A 17,543-nucleotide genomic window follows, 5' to 3' on the forward strand; every position below is an offset into this window, starting at 1 on the left:
GTGGATGATGGCCGCTATTAACTTATCCATAGGTTAGAAAAAAGAGTTGAAATATCCCGGCGACAGGGTTTAGCATCATCGTTCGGCTGACCCCACTTTATGAAAATATCTACCAAATTTTTCAGTTCATCCCTTAGTCTTGGCGCTTTGATTATCGCCTTAGTCGGTGGCACCAATCTCTGGGTGCAGGTGCAGGAATGGCGGATTGAGACAGAAGAAAATGCGATTAGAAAGCAGCAAGAACAATATACGAATTTACAGCTGTTTCTTGATAAACAAGCGATTAGCCTAAAAGATTTTTTAGTACTCGATCGTGATCCAGGCGAGATGGATGATTATCAGCAGGCGAAATCTAATTTCCTACTGACGCTTGTAGAGCTCCGAGATAATAATCCAGATAATCAAACTCTTGCTTCCTTAGAAGAGCGTTATCAAAATCTATTGACGATTGCAGATAGTCTGACTGGTGTATTCCAGAGTGAGGTAATCCAACAGCAGGATATTCGGAGTGTTCGGTTTTTTCGCCGTGATATTGAACTGTACCTTGAAGAATTACAGAAGGAAATACAATCTGACCTTGATCAGGTGATCGCTGACAAAAAGACTATTAATCAACGCTTTATTCAAGTGGTCTGGATTGTTGTATTGTTGATTGCGCTTCTGATGTTGCTGCAGTATCGTGCCATTGTGATTCCAGTGCTTGACTCACTAGAACGTCTTTCCATTGGGGCACAGCGGCTTAGTGAAGGAGATTTTGAGTATCATCTCAATATTCAAGGGAAAGACGAAATTGCTCGTGTTGCTCAAACCTTTGACCAGATGACAGATGCGATCGCCACATCTTATGAAAATCTAGAGCGTAAGGTGTCAGAGCGTACCAATCAAATTGCGCAAAAAAATACAATTCTTCGAGATGAAATCCTGAAGCGCCAAGTGATTGAGGAAGAACTCAGACGTATTTTTGAAAATACTCAGCAGTCGCAACAGCTCCTCTCTAGCATTATTAATGCAACACCTGACTGGATTTTCGTTAAAGACACGAACTTGAAATTTGTTCTTGTAAACAATAGTTTTGTCAGCCACTTCGACTTAACAGAAGAAGATATTGTTGGTCGGTCGATATTTGAGCTTGAGGAGATGGATATCCTTGATGTTGGCACTGGGGTGAAGAGTGCTGAAATAATTCGACAAGAAGATGAATTGGTTTTAAAAGGGCAAAGTGTTCATAATCCGAGTGATTATGTCACGGATGTCCATGGTATTAGCTATGTGCTGGATACGCAGAAGCTGCCTTTACTGGATGAGGATGGCAAAGTTGTTGGCATTTTAGGCGTGTCGCGGGACATCACTGAACGGCATTTAGCTCAAGAAGCCCTTGAGCAATCGGAATCAGAGCTACGCCAGAAAGCGGATGAATTAGAAATTACGCTTCAGCGACTCCAACAAACTCAATCGCAGATCGTTCAGAGTGAAAAGATGTCGAGTCTTGGGCAAATGGTGGCGGGTGTTGCCCATGAGATTAATAATCCAGTGAATTTTATTTTCGGCAATATTAATCATGCACGGGAATATATTGGGGATTTAATAGGCTTAATCGAGCTCTATCGTGCTGAATATCCTGAACCGAATGAAGCGATCCAGGCACAAGAGAATTTGATTGAATTAGATTATTTGTTGCAGGATATTCCGAAGCTGTTATCGTCTATGACTGTCGGTGCAGAGCGGATTCGTGAAATTGTGAAATCGTTACGGGTTTTTTCACGGGTAGATGAGTCGGCGATGAAAAGGGTCGATATTCACGCTGGTATTGATAGTACATTAATGATTTTGCATAATCGCCTGAAAGAGAAGCAAGGTCACGCGGCGATCGCCGTCAAAAAAGACTATGGGAAATTGCCATTAGTGGAATGTTATGCAGGACAACTCAATCAGGTTTTTATGAATATTCTCAGTAATGCTATTGATGCATTGAATGATCATAATGCTGGGCGATCGCCAGCGGAGAATGAAGCAAATCCGAGCCAGATTACGATTCGAACCGAAATGCTCAAGACAACTCCTGAAGAACCAGAGGCGATCACCATTCGAATTCGTGACAACGGTAAAGGGATTCCAGAAGCGGTTCAAAAGAAATTATTTGAACCCTTTTTTACGACCAAAGATGTAGGTAAAGGTACAGGTCTGGGATTATCAATTTCCCACTCGATTATTGTCGAAAAACATGGGGGGCAATTGTCCTGTGTCTCTACTCCAAATCAAGGAGCTGAGTTTGTTATTCAAATTCCCATTAAAGCGAAAACTACTTAGGCAAAGACAACGGTTCGATTGCCATAAACTAAAATTCGGTGTTGTAGATGTAAGCGGACGGCACGAGATAAAACCATCCGTTCTAAATCCTTACCTTTACGGATGAGATCTTTGACATCGTCTCTATGACTAACCCGTGCAACATCCTGTTCAATAATTGGCCCTTCGTCAAGATCTTGGGTGACGTAATGGGCTGTGGCACCAATGATTTTGACACCACGGGCATGGGCACGATGATATGGTTTTGCACCAGCAAAGGCTGGCAAAAAGGAATGGTGAATATTAATCACACGATTAAATTTCTGTAAAAATGTCGGGCTCAGCACTTGCATATATTTCGCCAGAATTACCAAGTCAATATTGTATTTTTCGAGCAGTTCTAGCTGTTTTTGTTCTTGTTCCACCTTTGTTTCTTTTGTGATGGGAATATGGTGAAAGTCAATGCCAAATTGTGCGGCGATCGCCCCTAATTTTGCATGGTTACTCATAATGAGTGGGATTTCAGCGGGGAGTTCTTTTGCTTGTTGTCGCCAGAGAAGATCGAGTAGACAATGATCTTGCTTGGTGACCCATATGGCAATGCGTGGCAGCTGATCCGAAAAATGTAATGTCCACGTTGCATCCCATGGTTTGGCGATCGCTCCAAAAGCAGGATCTATCACTTCTCTGGGTAAATTAAACCCCTCTAGCTCCCATTCAATGCGGTTTAAAAACAAACCAGCACTCAGATCCGTATGTTGGTCTGCGTGAATAATATTGCCGCCATTGGAATAAATGAAATTTGCGATTTTGGCGACGAGACCTTGTTGATCAGGACAAGAAACGAGAAGGGTAGCTGTGGACATAAAAATCGCTAAGTAATTGGTGTTGCTCGCAAAACTTCCTTATTCTAAAGGCTCAAGTCAAAAATTCTGTTTGTCGCGATCTGTGGTTAGAAAAATTCATGCAGGAATGGTCGCAAATTGAACGCTTCTTTCAAGAAACTTGGGGCTACCAATCATTTCGTCCGCCACAGGATCAGATTATTCGCAGCTTACTATCGAGCCAGGATGCTTTGATTGTCATGCCGACGGGGAGCGGCAAATCGATTTGTTTTCAGTTGCCTGCATTGTTGCAAGAAGGATTAACGCTGATTGTCTCGCCTTTGATTGCGCTAATGGAAAATCAGGTGCTTGAACTACGGCAAAAACGTCTCTCTGCGGCGGTTCTCCATAGTCAAGTGTCGCGACAATATCGCCATCAAACTCTGACTCAATTTGAACAAAATAAGCTACGTCTTTTGTATCTTTCGCCGGAAACTCTTCTATCGCCACAGGTTTGGGAAAAGCTAATTCAACCAACGATCAAAATTAACGGTTTGATTATTGATGAAGCTCATTGTCTGGCGCAATGGGGAGATACGTTTCGTCCTGCTTATCTCCGTCTCGGTGCAGTGCGTTCTGCTTTATTACGCCATAAACCCAAGAGCACAAAAATGGCGATCGCCGCCTTTACTGCCACAGCTGATCCCACAACTCAATCAGAAATTATTCGAATACTAGGTTTAAAAAGTCCGAAAAAATTTCTGCAAAATCCCTATCGCTCGAATTTACGTATCCGCAGCAAAACGATTTGGACACCCAAAGGTAAACGCCAAGCATTACAAGAGTTTCTGGTGCAGCACAAAAATCAGTCCGGCTTAATTTATGGGCGATCGCGAAAAGATACTGAAAAATTAGCAAAGGAGTTAAAGCAACAGGGTTACAAAACTGCTGCTTATCATGGGGGACTGAGTCCGGGCGATCGCCGCCAACGAGAAAAAGATTGGCTCACAAATAAATTGCAGTTTGTGGTCTGTACAAATGCCTTTGGAATGGGCATCAATAAGGCCGATGTGCGCTGGATTCTGCATTACCATCCACCATCACTACTCGCTGAATATGTCCAAGAAATTGGTAGGGCTGGACGCGATGGGCAACCGAGTGATGTCTTAAGTCTTATCAGTGAACCCACAGGCTTATTGAACCCCGAGGACAAACAACGACGAACGTTCTTTCAACAAAAATTACAGCGTCAGATTCAAGAGGCTCAAAAGCTCAGTTCGCGTTTGCCTACTCAAGGTAACCTGAATGAATCAAGTATAAAAAATGCTGAGTTGAGTTTAGCAATTCTCCATCGCATTGGCCAATTACAATGGCTTGATCCATTTACGTTTCAGAAATCTGCTAAGCCCAGTAAAAAAGCATTTAATTTGCTCGTTCAATCCCACACGAAACAAGCTCAGCAAATTAATGATTTTTGGAAGGACAAAAATTGTCGGTGGCAATATTTACTCAATGCTTTTGGGTTTGCCACACATGCGCGAAATTTTCGCTGTGGTCAGTGCGATCTCTGCCAAAAATCCAAGGCATAACGGTTTTAGATTTAGGATATAGGCTGTAAATTTTCACCCTTTCCATCTATGCAACGCAACCATAAGCTATGAACGCCTTAAAGAATTTTCAATCGGAATTGCCAGATTTTATCGGAGACGAAGTTTATAGCTCCTATGAGTCTGCCAAAGTTGTGATTTTACCGATTCCCTATGAGGTGACAACGAGCTATCGCAAAGGCTGCGAGCATGGTCCCGCCGAACTTTTAGATGCATCTTATCAGTTGGAATATTATGATGATGAATTGCGTTGCGAACCTTGTTTTGACCTCGGGATTTTTACATATCAGGCGATCGCCGACACTCGCAAGAATCCTGATTTAACGCCGGAAATGATGTTGCGGGAGACTCGCGCAACAGTAAAAGAACTTCTGGACGATAATAAATTTGTGATTGCTCTCGGTGGAGAACATGCCATTACAACGGGTGTAGTACAGGGATTTCTGGATTTTGATAATGAGCCGTTTACTGTAGTACAGATTGATGCCCACACGGATTTGCGTCAGACATTTGAAGGCTCTGAACATAATCATGCCTGTGTGATGCGCCGCATTATGGATTTGGGGTTGCCAAGTTTGCCTGTGGCGATTCGTTGTCTCTGTAAAGAAGAAGCTGATTTAGTTGCCGAAAAAAATATTCCGGTGGTTTGGGCTTGGGATATTCATCAAAATCCCAATTGGATATCAGAGGCGATCGCCAACATTTCTACCGAAAAAGTCTTTCTCACCATTGATCTTGATGGCATTGACCCAAGTTTAATTGGTGGCGTGGGAACCCCGGAGCCCGGCGGCTTAGATTGGTATAGCACCTTGAAATTTTTGCGCCAATTATTCCAACAGAAAACCGTAATTGGCTGTGATGTGATGGAACTTGCTCCCATCCAAGGCACAGTCGTCTCCGAATATACGGCTGCGAAACTTGTCTACAAACTCATCGGTTATTGGCACGAAAAAAATTTTAGTTAGGGTCCGGTGCGTGAACGTCGATTAGAACTTGAGCAGCCTGTTTTGCCGATATCATGGCTTCGGAATTTTTATGCATCATGGCTACCACAATCGAACCCTCGATCAATATCATGAGTTGTTGCGCCAAGGGTTCCGGCTGAGATAAATTCGCTTGAGTCGCTAAATCTTGCAGAAAAGCAAGGGTCATTTTTTTCTGCTCGACTGCAATCTGAAAACCCGGATGCTCAGGATTTGCCAATTCCACACTGGAGTTGATAAAAGCACAGCCTCGAAAATTTGGTTTCGCCGCCCATTTTGCCAACACATCAAAGATCGCCAAAATCTTGGCTTGAGGTTCTGAAGCCAATTCATCCAAACGTTTCGCGAGAAAAGCGCTCCATTCAGCTCCACGTTGTTCGATATAGGCGGCAATCAAATCATCCTTTGATTTGAAATTGTTGTAGAGGGACATTTTCGCCACACCAGATTCGGCGATGATGCGGTCAATTCCCACATTTTGCACGCCTTCTTGGTAAAACAAATCTGATGCCGCTTCTAAAATTCTTTCACGCGCCGATCGCCTCGGCGCTTTTTTTGTAGCCATTTCTCTGATCAAGCCTCATTAAGTAGACAAGTCTGTATATTTATCTTAGGACCTCAAAACCTTATTTGACAAGTATTTAGGCGATCGCCACTTTGAAAAGACGAAATATTTTTCTAAAAAACGCTTGACACTATACAGAACTGTCTATATAGTGATTGATATACATAAGTATACAGACCTTTCTACTTAGGCAGTTGGAGGAAAACAAGATGATTGATTTATATGCCTACGCGACGCCAAACGGTCGTAAGCCCGCAATTCTCCTTGAAGAGCTAGGCTTGCCCTATGAAATTCATAAAGTTGATATTGGTAAAGGCGATCAGTTTTCGAAAGCGTTTTTAGCGATTAGTCCTAATAACAAAATTCCGGCGATTGTTGACCGCGATAATGGTCTTTCTGTGTTTGAGTCGGGCGCAATCTTGATGTATCTGGCGGAAAAGTATGGCCAGTTTTTGCCGACTGATCTTGCCGCGAAAACAAAGGTTGTTGAGTGGTTGATGTTTCAGATGGCGAGTGTTGGCCCGATGTTCGGTCAGCTCGGTCACTTTAGAAATTCAGCGCCCGAAAAGATTAATTATGCGATCGCCCGTTATGAGAAAGAAGATTTGCGGTTATTGGGTGTTTTAAATCGTCAGCTTGAAAATAATGAGTTTGTGGTTGGGGATTATTCCATCGCAGATATGGCGCTTTATCCCTGGATTGCGGCGGCGGCAAGCTCGTATTTACAACTGCCGCTCGATGATTTCCCTAGTGTGCAGCGGTGGCTCAATACGGTCGGCAATCGCCCCGCGGTAAAGATAGGGATGAAAATTTTTGCCCCTGATTTCAGCAGTCAATACGCCAACGTTTTGCAAACTGCCTGATGTTGCAAATTTCAAGTTTTTCAACTCACTCCACTGTTTATTTTTAGGAGAATATCCAAATGATTACGCTTTATGGTCATGAGCTTTCCGGTAACGTTTACAAAGTTCGTCTCCTCTTAGAATTGCTCGGCACAGAATACGAATTTGTAAAAGTTGACCTGATGAAAGGTGAGCATAAAAAGCCCCCTTACCTGGCGATTAATCCTTTTGGTCAAGTGCCAGCCCTTGTTGATGGTGATGAAACGGTGCTTGATGCCCAGGCGATTTTGGTCTATCTCGCGAAAAAATATGGCAGTGAAGATTGGCTACCTACTGACGCTGTTTCCCTCAGTAAAGTTGTCCGTTGGCTCTCGACGACAGCAGGTGAAGTGCGCCAAGGTGTCGAAAGTGCGCGACTCTATCATCTCTTTAAAATGAAGACCCTTAATATCGAGCGGACAGAAGAAAAAGCAAATCTGATTTTGAAGCAACTCGATGAGCATTTAGCTGACCAAGAGTGGCTTGAATTTGGTCGCCCAACCATTGCAGATATCGCTGTCTTTCCCTACGTTGCATTAGCGCCTGATGGCAATATTTCCCTTGATGCTTACCCGAATGTCTTGTCGTGGATTGACCGCATTAAGCATCTGCCCAATTTCGTCGGGATGCGCAGTATTGATGCACCCGTGAGTGCTTAGACTTTTCCCATGGAGCCTGGTGCTGTATTGGTGCTGGGCTTTTTTTGAAGCTTTGTGAGAACAAGATAATGACTCAATTAGCTGGTTGGACACAGGATATTTCACCCTTTCATGATGGTGAACAAGCAGTGCAAGAACTCGCCGGAGTACGTGCAAAAGCAGAAAAAGTTGGGCGTCGGTTTATTCGAGATTTTATGCCGGATCAGCACCGAGAATTTTACGCGCAGTTGCCGTTTATTTTGGTTGGCAGTCTTGATGATCAATCTCGTCCTTGGGCTTCAATTCTGACAAATAAATCATCTTTTATTACTGCACTCGACAGCCAAACCCTTCAATTTCAGGCTTCTCCATTACTTGGCGATCGCCTCTCTGATAATCTCAAGCTCAACGCAAATTTAGGATTTCTGGGCATTGAACTTCATACTCGTCGCCGCAATCGAGTTAATGGAAAAGTTACGGTGATCGCCCCAAATAATTTCTCCGTTCATGTGACCCAATCCTTTGGCAATTGCCCGCAATTTATCCACAAACGTAATTTAGTCTGGCTACCGGAGCGTTTCGAAAATCCGGTTAACCAAGCTCAAACTTTTGACCATTTCACCGCAGACATCGCCAATATTATTCGTCAAGCCGACAGCTTTTATCTCGCGACTAGTTTTAATGGCAAATATGAAAAAGGGAATGAAGGCGTTGATATGTCCCACCGTGGCGGCAAACCAGGCTTTGTGAAATTAGAGGGCGATCGCACTTTTATTTTTCCGAATTTTGCAGGCAACAATTTTTACAATACTCTCGGTAATCTCCATCTCAACAATCATATTGGGGTATTGTTTGTCGATTTTGAAGCCGGGAATTTAGTATCTCTCACTGGTACTGCTGAAATTATTTGGGAAGATGAACAACTCGAAAATTTTAAAGGGGCAGAACAATTAATTCGAGTCACGGCGGAAGAAATTATTTATTTGCCAGAAGCATTGCCCTTCCGCTGGGATTTTGATGAATATTCGCCAGCCAATGAATTCGTTGGAGATTGGCAATAACGTCAACTCGAAACCTGTGACCATCCGGCGATCGCCAAACAAATCCAACCAATCAAAAACCCAACACCACCCAATGGCGTAATGGCTCCAAGAATTTTTACGCCACTCAAACTGAGCGTATAGAGACTCCCAGAGAAAAGTACTGTTCCGACGATAAATCCAATCCCCGCAGCATTGAGCCAAGCTTGTGGCATTGATTCTTGGAGTGCTAACAAACCTACAAATAGCAAGGCGATCGCATGGTACATCTGGTATTTCGCACCAGTTTCCCAAATGTCTAGGGCATAGGTATCTAGTTTTGCTTTGAGAGCATGGCTCGCGAAAGCTCCGGCTGCGACAGAAATTGCTGCCAAAATGGGGGCGATCGTCAGAAAACATCTTGTCCACATAAAAATTTCATCTCCAAAATTTTGTTTAAACCTAACAAAAAGCCCCACCATCGGCAGGGCAAAAAATGTTACAAATAGCTAATTGAATTCGCGTCGCAATCTAGCGGATATATTCTTTGAGAATGCTGTTGCGGTTGGGGTGGCGGAGCTTACGAAGTGCTTTTGCTTCGATTTGACGGATACGCTCACGAGTCACGTTAAAGATTTGACCGATTTCTTCGAGGGTCTTCATGCGACCATCATCGAGGCCATAACGTAGGCGCAAAACATCACGCTCACGAGGGCTGAGGGTATCGAGAACATTCTCAAGATCTTCGCGAAGTAGGCTCTTAGAAACCTGATCTTCAGGTGTTTCACCATCGGCTTCGATAAAGTCACCGAGGCGAGAATCTTCTTCTTTACCAATGGGCGTTTCGAGAGAAATAGGTAGCTGAGCAGATTTTGCAATGAAGCGAAGTTTCTCGATGGTCATTTCCATACGAGTTGCAATTTCTTCCTCAGTTGGCTTACGACCGAGTTCTTGGGACAAAATTTTGGTAGTCTTCTTAATCCGAGAGATAGTCTCGTAAAGGTGAACTGGGAGGCGGATAGTACGGGATTGGTCGGCGATCGCACGGGTAATAGCCTGACGAATCCACCACGTTGCATAAGTAGAGAATTTATAGCCTTTTTCGTGGTCAAACTTCTCAGCTGCACGAATCAAACCAAGGGAACCTTCTTGAATAAGGTCTTGGAAAGATAGACCACGGTTCATATACTTCTTCGCGATGGAAACCACAAGACGCAGGTTGGACTGCACCATTTTGTCTTTCGCGCGACGACCATGGAACAAACGACGACGGAAATCCTTAAGAGGCATACCCGCAGCTTCAGCCCACTCTTTATCAGTGGGAACGCGAGACTCGTGCTCTTCAAGTTGTTCACGCATCCGCTCTAGCTCTAGCAAATCTGCAATCTTACGAGCGAGTTCAATTTCTTCTTCAGCACGGAGGAGGCGAATACGACCGATTTCCTGAAGATAAATCCGAATTGAATCTTCAGTGTAGGGTTTCTTTTTGGTGGCAGACTCCTTGCGACGACTGGTTTTAGCCTTACGAGTTTTTTTAGTGGTGAGTTTGATTTCGACGTATTCTTCTTTTACTGTCGTGACTTCCGCCTCGGCAAGGGCACTGTAATCAATCTCAGCATTGTTCTGACTCGTTTTAGTGGTTAGTTCCAGTGCTGTCTTCGCTTGGGTCATGCCTGTTTTCCTCTTTCTATTAGCTATATATGACGGTGTACAAAATTTGAGAATAATCAGTCTAACGGAATTCCTTGCGATAGCTCATTTGGTTGTGATGCTCCTGCAAAATATCCGGTCATGAAAAAAAGTTTTGGGTTTGATCCTGCTTTGAGGCAGATAAACACCAGTAGACAATCGTCTATACAGATTTATCCTGAATGGGTTAAATCCCTGAACCGAAACGGTTTAACTATTCATTTCGGCTGAAATTGCTAGACATTCTAAAAAAAATATGTCTAATCGCCCACACGGTTATAACAAAAATCTTGCAAACTGGCACTTCTTAAATAAGATTTTTCTGAAATTAACGTTTGTCTTTGTCATTTGGGGATCGATTCTATACGAATGGCGATCGCCCGATGGCATGGACTTGGAAATTTCTACTTTTGGTTAGATGTGCAGTTTGCCAAGGGTCTTGGACAAACTTAATTGGTTATAGGTTAACTGATCTTTTTCAAAAATGTCCGGAATAATAAAAAAAAACTGAACAAATCCACTAATTTATTGGGAGAAAGCCCAATATAGCTGGCTTCTAGCGTTTTCGAGGATGGGATCAATTTTCTGCGCCTTTTAGTAATCTGCGGCTTTAGGATGATGACTTATTTTTCATTGGGGTGGATCCCCACCAAATATGACAGATTAACGGGGAAAAAGACTAATTAATTTTTTGGCGATCGCCTGTGGTGAAATCATTAGATTCTGCTATCTTATTAAACCAGTTTGATAAACAAAGTATTTCTATCAAACGCCATTCCTCCCCAGCCCCATAAAACGACCAGCATGAAATCCTACCTTGCCGCCGCTGTCCAAATGAAGAGTAAGCCGCACCTTATTCATAACCTCGGAGAGGCAGAAGATCTAATCCAGTTGGCGGTCAACCAAGGTGCTGAGTTAGTCACATTACCCGAGAATTTTTCGTATCTCGGCGATGAAGCAAGCAAAATGACCCAAGCTCAGGAAATTGCTGAGCAAAGTGAGAAATTTCTCAAAACGATGGCTCAGCGATTTCGCATTACATTGTTGGGTGGTGGATTTCCTGTGCCTGCCGGTGAAAATAAAGTCTGTAATACCGCGCTGCTCATTTCCCCAGAAGGGCAAGAACTCGCACGCTATAACAAAGTCCACTTATTCGATGTAGATTTGCCGGATGGCAACACCTACACTGAATCAAGCACTGTACAGGCAGGAAATAGCTTGCCACAGCTCTGTCGGACGCCACAGCTTGGCAATATTGGTTTATCTGTTTGCTATGACGTACGTTTCCCAGAACTGTACCGTCACCTTTCTAAGCAAGGGGCGGACATTCTTTGTATTCCTGCTGCATTCACTGCTTATACCGGTAAAGATCATTGGCAAACGTTGATCCAAGCGCGGGCAATTGAAAATACAGCTTATGTGGTTGCCCCTGCTCAAACTGGTAAGCACTACGGAATGCGCTATTCTCATGGCCACGCCATGATCGTTGATCCTTGGGGCACAATTTTAGATGATGTTGGGGTTCATCCCGGGGTGGCGATCGCCGAAATTAGCCCCATCCGCCTCAAGCAAGTCCGTCAGCAAATGCCCTGCTTACAGCACCGTGTATTTTAAAAAATGGCCGAATAAAAACGGACGAAATTTAATTGCAGATCAAGCAAATTGTTTTTGCATCATCTCTCGCAAAGATTCCGGTGACACACAGCGGCGTTCTGATGCATAAGTCATCAGATTCACTCCATTCATAATCTGAACCGTGCTGACCCGTACTCGGAAATCATCTGTGATAAACCAAGCGCGTTCACGACCTTGATTACGCTCATATTCTGTGTCAATTGTCATGACACCATCCAGCGCAAAATTGTAAACACCGACCACAGGAATCCCTTCTACATAACCCTTGTTTCGCAGAAACTTACCTTCACAAGGATTATCAGGGTTTGGAATGTCGACTAAGATTGCTTCATAATTTGGGTCTGGTTCTTTCTCACTCAAATTTCCTTGCCATTGGAAACTAGCACCACCACTAACAAGCGCTGGATCCGTATTTTGTACTTCACAAATTTCTAAAACCTTAGGATCATCTTTTGACAAAACAGAAATAATTAAATTCGATTCCCCCGACTCATCAGCCGCCGAATCAAAACGATGCACTGTCCGCTGGGAAAACCATGTCCCTTCACTCTTGCGGAAAAATGCCATCATACTCATGGGTGTTTCAATAAGCATCTTTTGTTTGCCCTCAGACCTTTTGTGAATGAAAATTTAACAAAGTTAACAAATAAATATTAAAAGTCAACTGAATGACTCACTGGATTTTACAATCATTATGTTTTTTAATTTCACACCATTTTAAATTTCATGAGTTCTCTCGCTAATCGCCTCAGTTTTAAGCATTATCTTCCTGCCGAAGTCAAAGAGATATTAGAGAGAGGAAATAGCTTAGAGAATGCTAATTTAGAAGACCTTGATTTAGCGGGATATGATCTCAGTGATGCTAATTTACAAGGCGCAATTTTAATTGGTGTGAATTTCACTGGGGCAACTTTAGCTGGTGCTCAGTTACAGAATGCAGACCTACGCCGTGCCAATTTAACCAATGCATCTCTGAAAGGAGCCACGCTTTCTGAAGCTTATTTACAACGCACTATTTTGAATGATTGTGATCTTGCAGGTGCAGTCCTTGATGGTGCCAATTTAACTCTGGCTTTCTATAATTCTCAGACAATCTGGCCAGACGATTTCAATTACCGCAATTCTGGTGCTGTAGGGCCCAAGGCAAATCTTTCTGGCGCTTATCTCAATACAGCCAATTTACGAGGTGCCGATTTACAGGGCGCAAATCTTCGTGGTGCCTACTTGAGTGGCACTGATTTTACTGGTGCTAATTTAACGGGTGTTGCGTTTAGTGGTGCCAATTTGAAGCGATCCTTTTTAACTGGTGCTTGTTTAAGGGAAGCTCGTCTCATCAATGTGGAATTGGAGATGGCTGATTTGCGAGGGGCAGATTTAACAGGGGCAATGTTAGAGCAAATCGAAAGTTTAGCTGGGGCTGATTTTAGTGATGTGAGGGGTTTGAGTGATTCAGAGCGATCCTATCTTTGTAGCCGATCGCCCAAAGAACTTGGCACCTGGAATTCCTTCACACGAAAAAATACCCGCGCAAGCTTAAATTGCCCGTCGCGTTCTTAAATCATTAAAAATTTTGATTGAAGCTTGATTTTTTAAGCTGTTTTTCTGCTGTTCTTTAAGTGGTAATTGATGGTGCTGAGTAATCGTTTGGGCTTAACTGGTTTGTAGATAATCTCGTCGCAGTTTAAGGATAGGTCTTTATTTTCTTGAGCGTAAAAGACATCGGCTGTAATGACGATAATTTTAGGTTTTGTATATTCTGGGTTGTCGGCGATCGCCTGATCAATTTCCTGAATGACAGTGGAGCCATCCACCGAAGGCATACGCAGATCGAGCAGAATGATATTTGGTTGCCACCTGCGCCAACATTCGAGCCCATCGGCACCATCAGCAGTCACTTTCGTTTCGAATCCCATCTCAATGAGCTGGAGTTCTAATAACTCTCGCTGAATTGGATGATCTTCAATCACTAGAACCTTGGTCATAGTTTGGTCTTTGTCAGGCTGAATATCCTTGTCATTTATGGTGAATTGAGCTTGTTGTTCGGTAGACGCATATTCCTCTGTAAGAGGCAGATCAAACCAAAAACGAGAACCTTCTCCTGCTTCACTATCGACCTTTATTTTCCCTCCCATCTTCTGCACAAAGCTTTGACTAATAGCTAACCCTAAGCCCGTTCCTTGTTTTGATTGGCGACCAGAAGTGGTTTGTTGAAAAGAGCGAAATAATGTCTTTTGCTCGACGGCTTTGATACCCAAACCCGTATCAATTACTTCAAAGCGAATAAAGTAAGATGACTTGCCTGTGGTGCGATAAGACACTTGGAGAATGACTTGACCAACGTCGGTGAATTTAATGGCGTTGTTTAATAGATTAATGAGTATCTGTTTAAGTTTTGCTTGGTCGAAATAGACATAGGGAGGCAAACTGCCATCAATATGAAAGGTAAGTTTGATATCCTTTTGTGTCGCCGCAATTTGGACAATATCTTTAATGGAATTTAAGCACTCAGTCAATTCAAAGATGTCTGGATTAAGGGTGATTTGACCTGCTTCGATTTGCGAAATGGATAGAACATCATTAATTAAATCGAGGAGATGTTTGCCACTTTGGCTAATGCAGGTGATGGAGTCTAGCTGATCTTCGTTCAACGTTGGGTCTACACTCAGCAATTCAGCAAAACCGAGGATTGAACTAAGGGGCGTTCTTAGTTCATGGCTCATCCTTGCAAGAAAGAGGCTTTTTGCTTTATTTGCGATGTCTGCTTTTTCTTTGGCGCTGCGGAGTTCTGTGATGAGCTCAGCTTGCTGGAGGGCAATACCGAGTTGGCTGGAAATTTGGAGGAGCATTTCTTTTTCTTCTGTTTGCCATTGTCGAGGAGCATCATTTTGGTAAATACCTAGTAAACCCCAGAGGCGATCGCCCAAGAAAATGGGCAGGACAACATAGGCTTTCGCTTGAAATGTTTCGAGCAGTTCGATGTAGCACTCAGAAAATCCTGCTTTATAAACATCATCTGCTACACGATAAGGTATCCCTTCTTTTTCATAGATACCTTTATTTTCTTGGAGGTAAGTATCTTCAATCCAACTTTTTTTTGTGCCATCGAGAAGTTGGATGATACATTCACCCGAATCAGCCTGTTTTGCTGACGTGGATTTTATTTCTTCGACTGCAAGGTTGGGATCATCGATGAGCGATCGCCATTGAGAAGAAACAGCTTCTGCGACAAAATTACCACTCCAATCTGGATTAAACCGATAAATAACAACCCGGTCACAATTTAGAGCATAGTGAATTTCGCTGGCTGTACTCCAGAAAATACTTTCAAGATCGAGGCTACGGCGAATGCGTTGGATGACGACACTGAGAGCTTTTTGTTGTTTGACTGTTTGTTTTAATGATTGATTACGTTGCTGTTGGAGCTGTCGGAGTTTTACATTCGAGAGTTGCTGTTTCACTCTTTGGAAAAGTTCGAGGCGATCGCAGGGCTGAGTCACAACATCATTAGCACCTGACTGAAAGCCACGGGATTTCTCTACTGTCTCGTTGGGGACATTGATTAAAATTAGCGATGTATTAATGAGAGGATACTGTTCCCTCAAATTGACACAAAGACGATAAACCGCATTTCCAAATAGCTCAGCATTTAGAATAATGAGTTGCGGTTTTAAAGCAATTGCTTGCTTAAAGATTTCCTTCTGACTCGTTTCAAAGCAAGTATCATTAGAGCTTTGTAAAATCTTTTTATAGAGGTCAGAACTCGATTCTGGATCGTCGCCAATTAAAATCATAGTGTTGTATTAACATAGGAAATACGGAGAGTAGTGTATTAGAAACAATGAGTTTTTCTCGAGATGAAATTGAAGTGCTATTCAGCTATTTTTTGAGAACTAGCTGAACATTATCTGAAATTTTTATGAGGAAAGATATTTTGATCCTACAGAAAATAGAGATCAATTGCTTGGGGAAAAGTAATGAAAAAATGTAATAAAAGCGTGAAGATTATTTAGGTTGAGAATGACGAATTTGGGGATAGTATGCAGCAATCATCCCAACCATTAACCACCAGAGGGTATTTACTTGAGGGCGATACCAAACGGTGTCAAATAGTCCTTGGGTCATTAAACCAGCCATTGCGGCGATCGCCCCTACAAGCCAAAGCCCTTCCAGTTTTTTGTGGTCACGGCAATGTTTAACGATTTCGAGACCCTGTCCAAAGACATTGATAATGAGCCAACAGAAGATACTTAGGCCAATAAATCCAACTTCAACGGCAGTTTCGAGAATGACAGAGTAGGCACTCAAGGCCGAGAAACGGCTTTCCATATAGCGTGGATACATCAGGTTAAAAGCATCATTGCCAGGGCCAATGCCAAAAAATGGGCGATCGCCAATCATTCTAAATACGGCGTACCAAACATTAATCCGAAAATTATTACTACTGTCTCCTCGCCCTGCAAAAATGCTGAATAGACGAATACGGATCGAATCTACAGCCACCACCGCAACGGCAAGCAATCCTAAGCCAAAGGCGAAGCAAAGAGGCAATAGCCAGCGTCGCCAAAAAGGACTGAGGCGATCGCCGTACCAGACATAAAGCATTAGCGCGCCAACAATCCCTGACGCTAACAGTGCTAACCAACCACCACGGCTATCGGTAAAAAAGACACAGGCCGTATTACTAAAAAAGGCTACTGCTGCCAAAATCTTCTGTGGAAATGTCCGCCATACCAAGAATGCGACTGCACTAAAGGCGATCGCCGGAATCAAATAACTGGCGAGAAGATTGGGATTGCCGAGATAGCTATAAACCCTTGTGTCGTTGGCGAGTTCGGAGAGTGGATCATTCCATGTTGCAAGCTGTTCGACACCAAAATATTCTTGTCGAATGCCATAGCCACTGACCACCAGCGAGAGCATTAAATAAACCCAAATCACCCCTGCTAAAACTTTGGGCGATCGCAGCACCCTTGCACTCAGAAGAAAAAAGAATAGATATAGACAGAGTTTAATTAGGCCAGACAAGGCGGCCGATTTTACTGGAGATAATACTGTGGCGATCGCCGCAACACTAGCAAACAGAAAAACCAACACATGAATTGATGTCAGATAATCCGCTGGTGGATCAGAAATGCTCAATAACGCCCAGTAGGCTGCTCCTGCAAGGAGGAAAAAACCAATCACTCCAGTCGAAACAAACGGCGCAAAAACTAGCAAAGCGCAGAGAATTAGGACACCGAGTGGCTCCGCCCATTGCAATAGCCAACTCCCTCCCCGCCATGATTGCAGCAGGCCGAAACCGCCATAAATATAGCTATTCCGTAGCCAAAGCTCAAAGGGAAATTGTAAAAATAGCCAGCGTTGCCAAGATGCCGTCATATATCGATTGTCTGACTGGGTGTGCAACTCCTCATTT

Annotated in this window: 16 protein-coding genes; 9 read left to right on the forward strand and 7 right to left on the reverse strand. The window is 43.2% G+C overall.

Annotated features, from left to right (window positions below; translation table 11 throughout):
* Window positions 1–99 precede the first annotated feature (99 nt).
* Window positions 100–2,307, forward strand: coding sequence for an ATP-binding protein (locus tag LEPTO7376_RS23695; protein WP_015134980.1), 2,208 nt, complete (start codon window positions 100–102; stop codon window positions 2,305–2,307).
* On the opposite strand, the gene purU is transcribed toward LEPTO7376_RS23695, so the two are convergent.
* The gene (gene purU / locus LEPTO7376_RS14850) at window positions 2,304–3,152 is read right to left on the reverse strand and encodes a formyltetrahydrofolate deformylase (RefSeq protein ID WP_015134981.1); all 849 of its coding nucleotides are present in this window, start codon (window positions 3,150–3,152) and stop codon (window positions 2,304–2,306) included. The two genes, LEPTO7376_RS23695 and purU, sit on opposite strands and share 4 nt — an antisense overlap.
* Window positions 3,153–3,250: 98 nt before the next feature.
* On the opposite strand from purU, the gene LEPTO7376_RS14855 reads away from it, so the two are divergent.
* The gene (locus LEPTO7376_RS14855; RefSeq protein WP_015134982.1) at window positions 3,251–4,699 is read left to right on the forward strand and encodes an ATP-dependent DNA helicase RecQ; all 1,449 of its coding nucleotides are present in this window, start codon (window positions 3,251–3,253) and stop codon (window positions 4,697–4,699) included.
* A 68-nt stretch (window positions 4,700–4,767) separates the two neighbouring features.
* The gene (gene speB / locus LEPTO7376_RS14860; RefSeq protein WP_015134983.1) at window positions 4,768–5,682 is read left to right on the forward strand and encodes an agmatinase; all 915 of its coding nucleotides are present in this window, start codon (window positions 4,768–4,770) and stop codon (window positions 5,680–5,682) included.
* Here speB and LEPTO7376_RS14865 read toward each other — a convergent pair.
* A complete protein-coding gene (locus LEPTO7376_RS14865) occupies window positions 5,675–6,265 on the reverse strand; it encodes a TetR/AcrR family transcriptional regulator (RefSeq protein ID WP_015134984.1) in 591 nt (196 codons plus the stop codon). The genes speB and LEPTO7376_RS14865 overlap by 8 nt on opposite strands.
* A gap of 209 nt (window positions 6,266–6,474) precedes the next feature.
* Here LEPTO7376_RS14865 and LEPTO7376_RS14870 point away from each other — a divergent pair, with 209 nt between their 5' ends.
* The 3 genes from LEPTO7376_RS14870 (at window position 6,475) to LEPTO7376_RS14880 (ending at window position 8,845) form a co-directional block, all read left to right on the forward strand.
* On the forward strand, window positions 6,475–7,128 hold the full coding sequence (locus tag LEPTO7376_RS14870) for a glutathione S-transferase N-terminal domain-containing protein (protein WP_015134985.1): 654 nt from the start codon (window positions 6,475–6,477) through the stop codon (window positions 7,126–7,128).
* 59 nt (window positions 7,129–7,187) lie between these two features.
* Window positions 7,188–7,805 carry a glutathione S-transferase family protein gene (locus LEPTO7376_RS14875; protein ID WP_015134986.1) on the forward strand — a complete coding sequence of 206 codons (618 nt, stop codon included), beginning with the start codon at window positions 7,188–7,190 and terminating at the stop codon, window positions 7,803–7,805.
* A 68-nt stretch (window positions 7,806–7,873) separates the two neighbouring features.
* A complete protein-coding gene (locus LEPTO7376_RS14880; RefSeq protein ID WP_015134987.1) occupies window positions 7,874–8,845 on the forward strand; it encodes a pyridoxamine 5'-phosphate oxidase family protein in 972 nt (323 codons plus the stop codon).
* A 2-nt stretch (window positions 8,846–8,847) separates the two neighbouring features.
* Here LEPTO7376_RS14880 and LEPTO7376_RS14885 read toward each other — a convergent pair whose 3' ends face one another.
* Complete coding sequence (locus LEPTO7376_RS14885) at window positions 8,848–9,234, reverse strand: DUF423 domain-containing protein (protein WP_041765659.1); 387 nt, start codon at window positions 9,232–9,234, stop codon at window positions 8,848–8,850.
* A 100-nt stretch (window positions 9,235–9,334) separates the two neighbouring features.
* Window positions 9,335–10,474 (reverse strand): RNA polymerase sigma factor RpoD, encoded by a 1,140-nt coding sequence (rpoD, locus tag LEPTO7376_RS14890; protein ID WP_015134989.1) that lies wholly within the window; start codon window positions 10,472–10,474, stop codon window positions 9,335–9,337.
* A gap of 274 nt (window positions 10,475–10,748) precedes the next feature.
* On the opposite strand from rpoD, the gene LEPTO7376_RS26495 reads away from it, so the two are divergent.
* On the forward strand, window positions 10,749–10,910 hold the full coding sequence (locus LEPTO7376_RS26495; RefSeq protein ID WP_015134990.1) for a hypothetical protein: 162 nt from the start codon (window positions 10,749–10,751) through the stop codon (window positions 10,908–10,910).
* Window positions 10,911–11,296: 386 nt separating this feature from the next.
* Window positions 11,297–12,106, forward strand: coding sequence for a carbon-nitrogen hydrolase family protein (locus tag LEPTO7376_RS14895; RefSeq protein WP_015134991.1), 810 nt, complete (start codon window positions 11,297–11,299; stop codon window positions 12,104–12,106).
* Between the two features lie 39 nt (window positions 12,107–12,145).
* Here the strand turns inward: LEPTO7376_RS14895 and LEPTO7376_RS14900 are convergent, their stop codons facing one another.
* Window positions 12,146–12,721: a phycobiliprotein lyase gene (locus LEPTO7376_RS14900; RefSeq protein WP_015134992.1), complete on the reverse strand. Its 576-nt coding sequence runs from the start codon at window positions 12,719–12,721 to the stop codon at window positions 12,146–12,148.
* Between the two features lie 132 nt (window positions 12,722–12,853).
* On the opposite strand from LEPTO7376_RS14900, the gene LEPTO7376_RS14905 reads away from it, so the two are divergent.
* Window positions 12,854–13,684, forward strand: a complete 831-nt coding sequence (locus LEPTO7376_RS14905; RefSeq protein ID WP_015134993.1) for a pentapeptide repeat-containing protein — start codon at window positions 12,854–12,856, stop codon at window positions 13,682–13,684.
* A gap of 32 nt (window positions 13,685–13,716) precedes the next feature.
* Here LEPTO7376_RS14905 and LEPTO7376_RS14910 read toward each other — a convergent pair whose 3' ends face one another.
* Entirely contained in the window at window positions 13,717–15,918 is a 2,202-nt protein-coding gene (locus LEPTO7376_RS14910; RefSeq protein WP_015134994.1) for a response regulator, read from the reverse strand.
* 211 nt (window positions 15,919–16,129) lie between these two features.
* Window positions 16,130–17,506 carry an IctB family putative bicarbonate transporter gene (locus LEPTO7376_RS14915; protein WP_015134995.1) on the reverse strand — a complete coding sequence of 459 codons (1,377 nt, stop codon included), beginning with the start codon at window positions 17,504–17,506 and terminating at the stop codon, window positions 16,130–16,132.
* Window positions 17,507–17,543: the final 37 nt, after the last annotated feature.

Origin of the sequence: [Leptolyngbya] sp. PCC 7376, assembly GCF_000316605.1 — a bacterium.
Lineage (GTDB): Bacteria > Cyanobacteriota > Cyanobacteriia > Cyanobacteriales > MRBY01 > MRBY01.

Coding starts and splice junctions, on each gene's coding strand:
- LEPTO7376_RS14895 (WP_015134991.1), top strand. CDS start 11,297: ATGAAATCCTACCTTGCCGCCGCTGTCCAAATGAAGAGTAAGCCGCAC.
- LEPTO7376_RS14865 (WP_015134984.1), bottom strand. CDS start 6,265: ATGGCTACAAAAAAAGCGCCGAGGCGATCGGCGCGTGAAAGAATTTTA.
- LEPTO7376_RS14905 (WP_015134993.1), top strand. CDS start 12,854: ATGAGTTCTCTCGCTAATCGCCTCAGTTTTAAGCATTATCTTCCTGCC.
- LEPTO7376_RS26495 (WP_015134990.1), top strand. CDS start 10,749: ATGTCTAATCGCCCACACGGTTATAACAAAAATCTTGCAAACTGGCAC.
- LEPTO7376_RS14875 (WP_015134986.1), top strand. CDS start 7,188: ATGATTACGCTTTATGGTCATGAGCTTTCCGGTAACGTTTACAAAGTT.
- LEPTO7376_RS23695 (WP_015134980.1), top strand. CDS start 100: ATGAAAATATCTACCAAATTTTTCAGTTCATCCCTTAGTCTTGGCGCT.
- LEPTO7376_RS14900 (WP_015134992.1), bottom strand. CDS start 12,721: ATGCTTATTGAAACACCCATGAGTATGATGGCATTTTTCCGCAAGAGT.
- LEPTO7376_RS14855 (WP_015134982.1), top strand. CDS start 3,251: ATGCAGGAATGGTCGCAAATTGAACGCTTCTTTCAAGAAACTTGGGGC.
- LEPTO7376_RS14910 (WP_015134994.1), bottom strand. CDS start 15,918: ATGATTTTAATTGGCGACGATCCAGAATCGAGTTCTGACCTCTATAAA.
- LEPTO7376_RS14880 (WP_015134987.1), top strand. CDS start 7,874: ATGACTCAATTAGCTGGTTGGACACAGGATATTTCACCCTTTCATGAT.
- LEPTO7376_RS14915 (WP_015134995.1), bottom strand. CDS start 17,506: ATGACGGCATCTTGGCAACGCTGGCTATTTTTACAATTTCCCTTTGAG.
- rpoD (WP_015134989.1), bottom strand. CDS start 10,474: ATGACCCAAGCGAAGACAGCACTGGAACTAACCACTAAAACGAGTCAG.
- LEPTO7376_RS14870 (WP_015134985.1), top strand. CDS start 6,475: ATGATTGATTTATATGCCTACGCGACGCCAAACGGTCGTAAGCCCGCA.
- LEPTO7376_RS14885 (WP_041765659.1), bottom strand. CDS start 9,234: ATGTGGACAAGATGTTTTCTGACGATCGCCCCCATTTTGGCAGCAATT.
- purU (WP_015134981.1), bottom strand. CDS start 3,152: ATGTCCACAGCTACCCTTCTCGTTTCTTGTCCTGATCAACAAGGTCTC.
- speB (WP_015134983.1), top strand. CDS start 4,768: ATGAACGCCTTAAAGAATTTTCAATCGGAATTGCCAGATTTTATCGGA.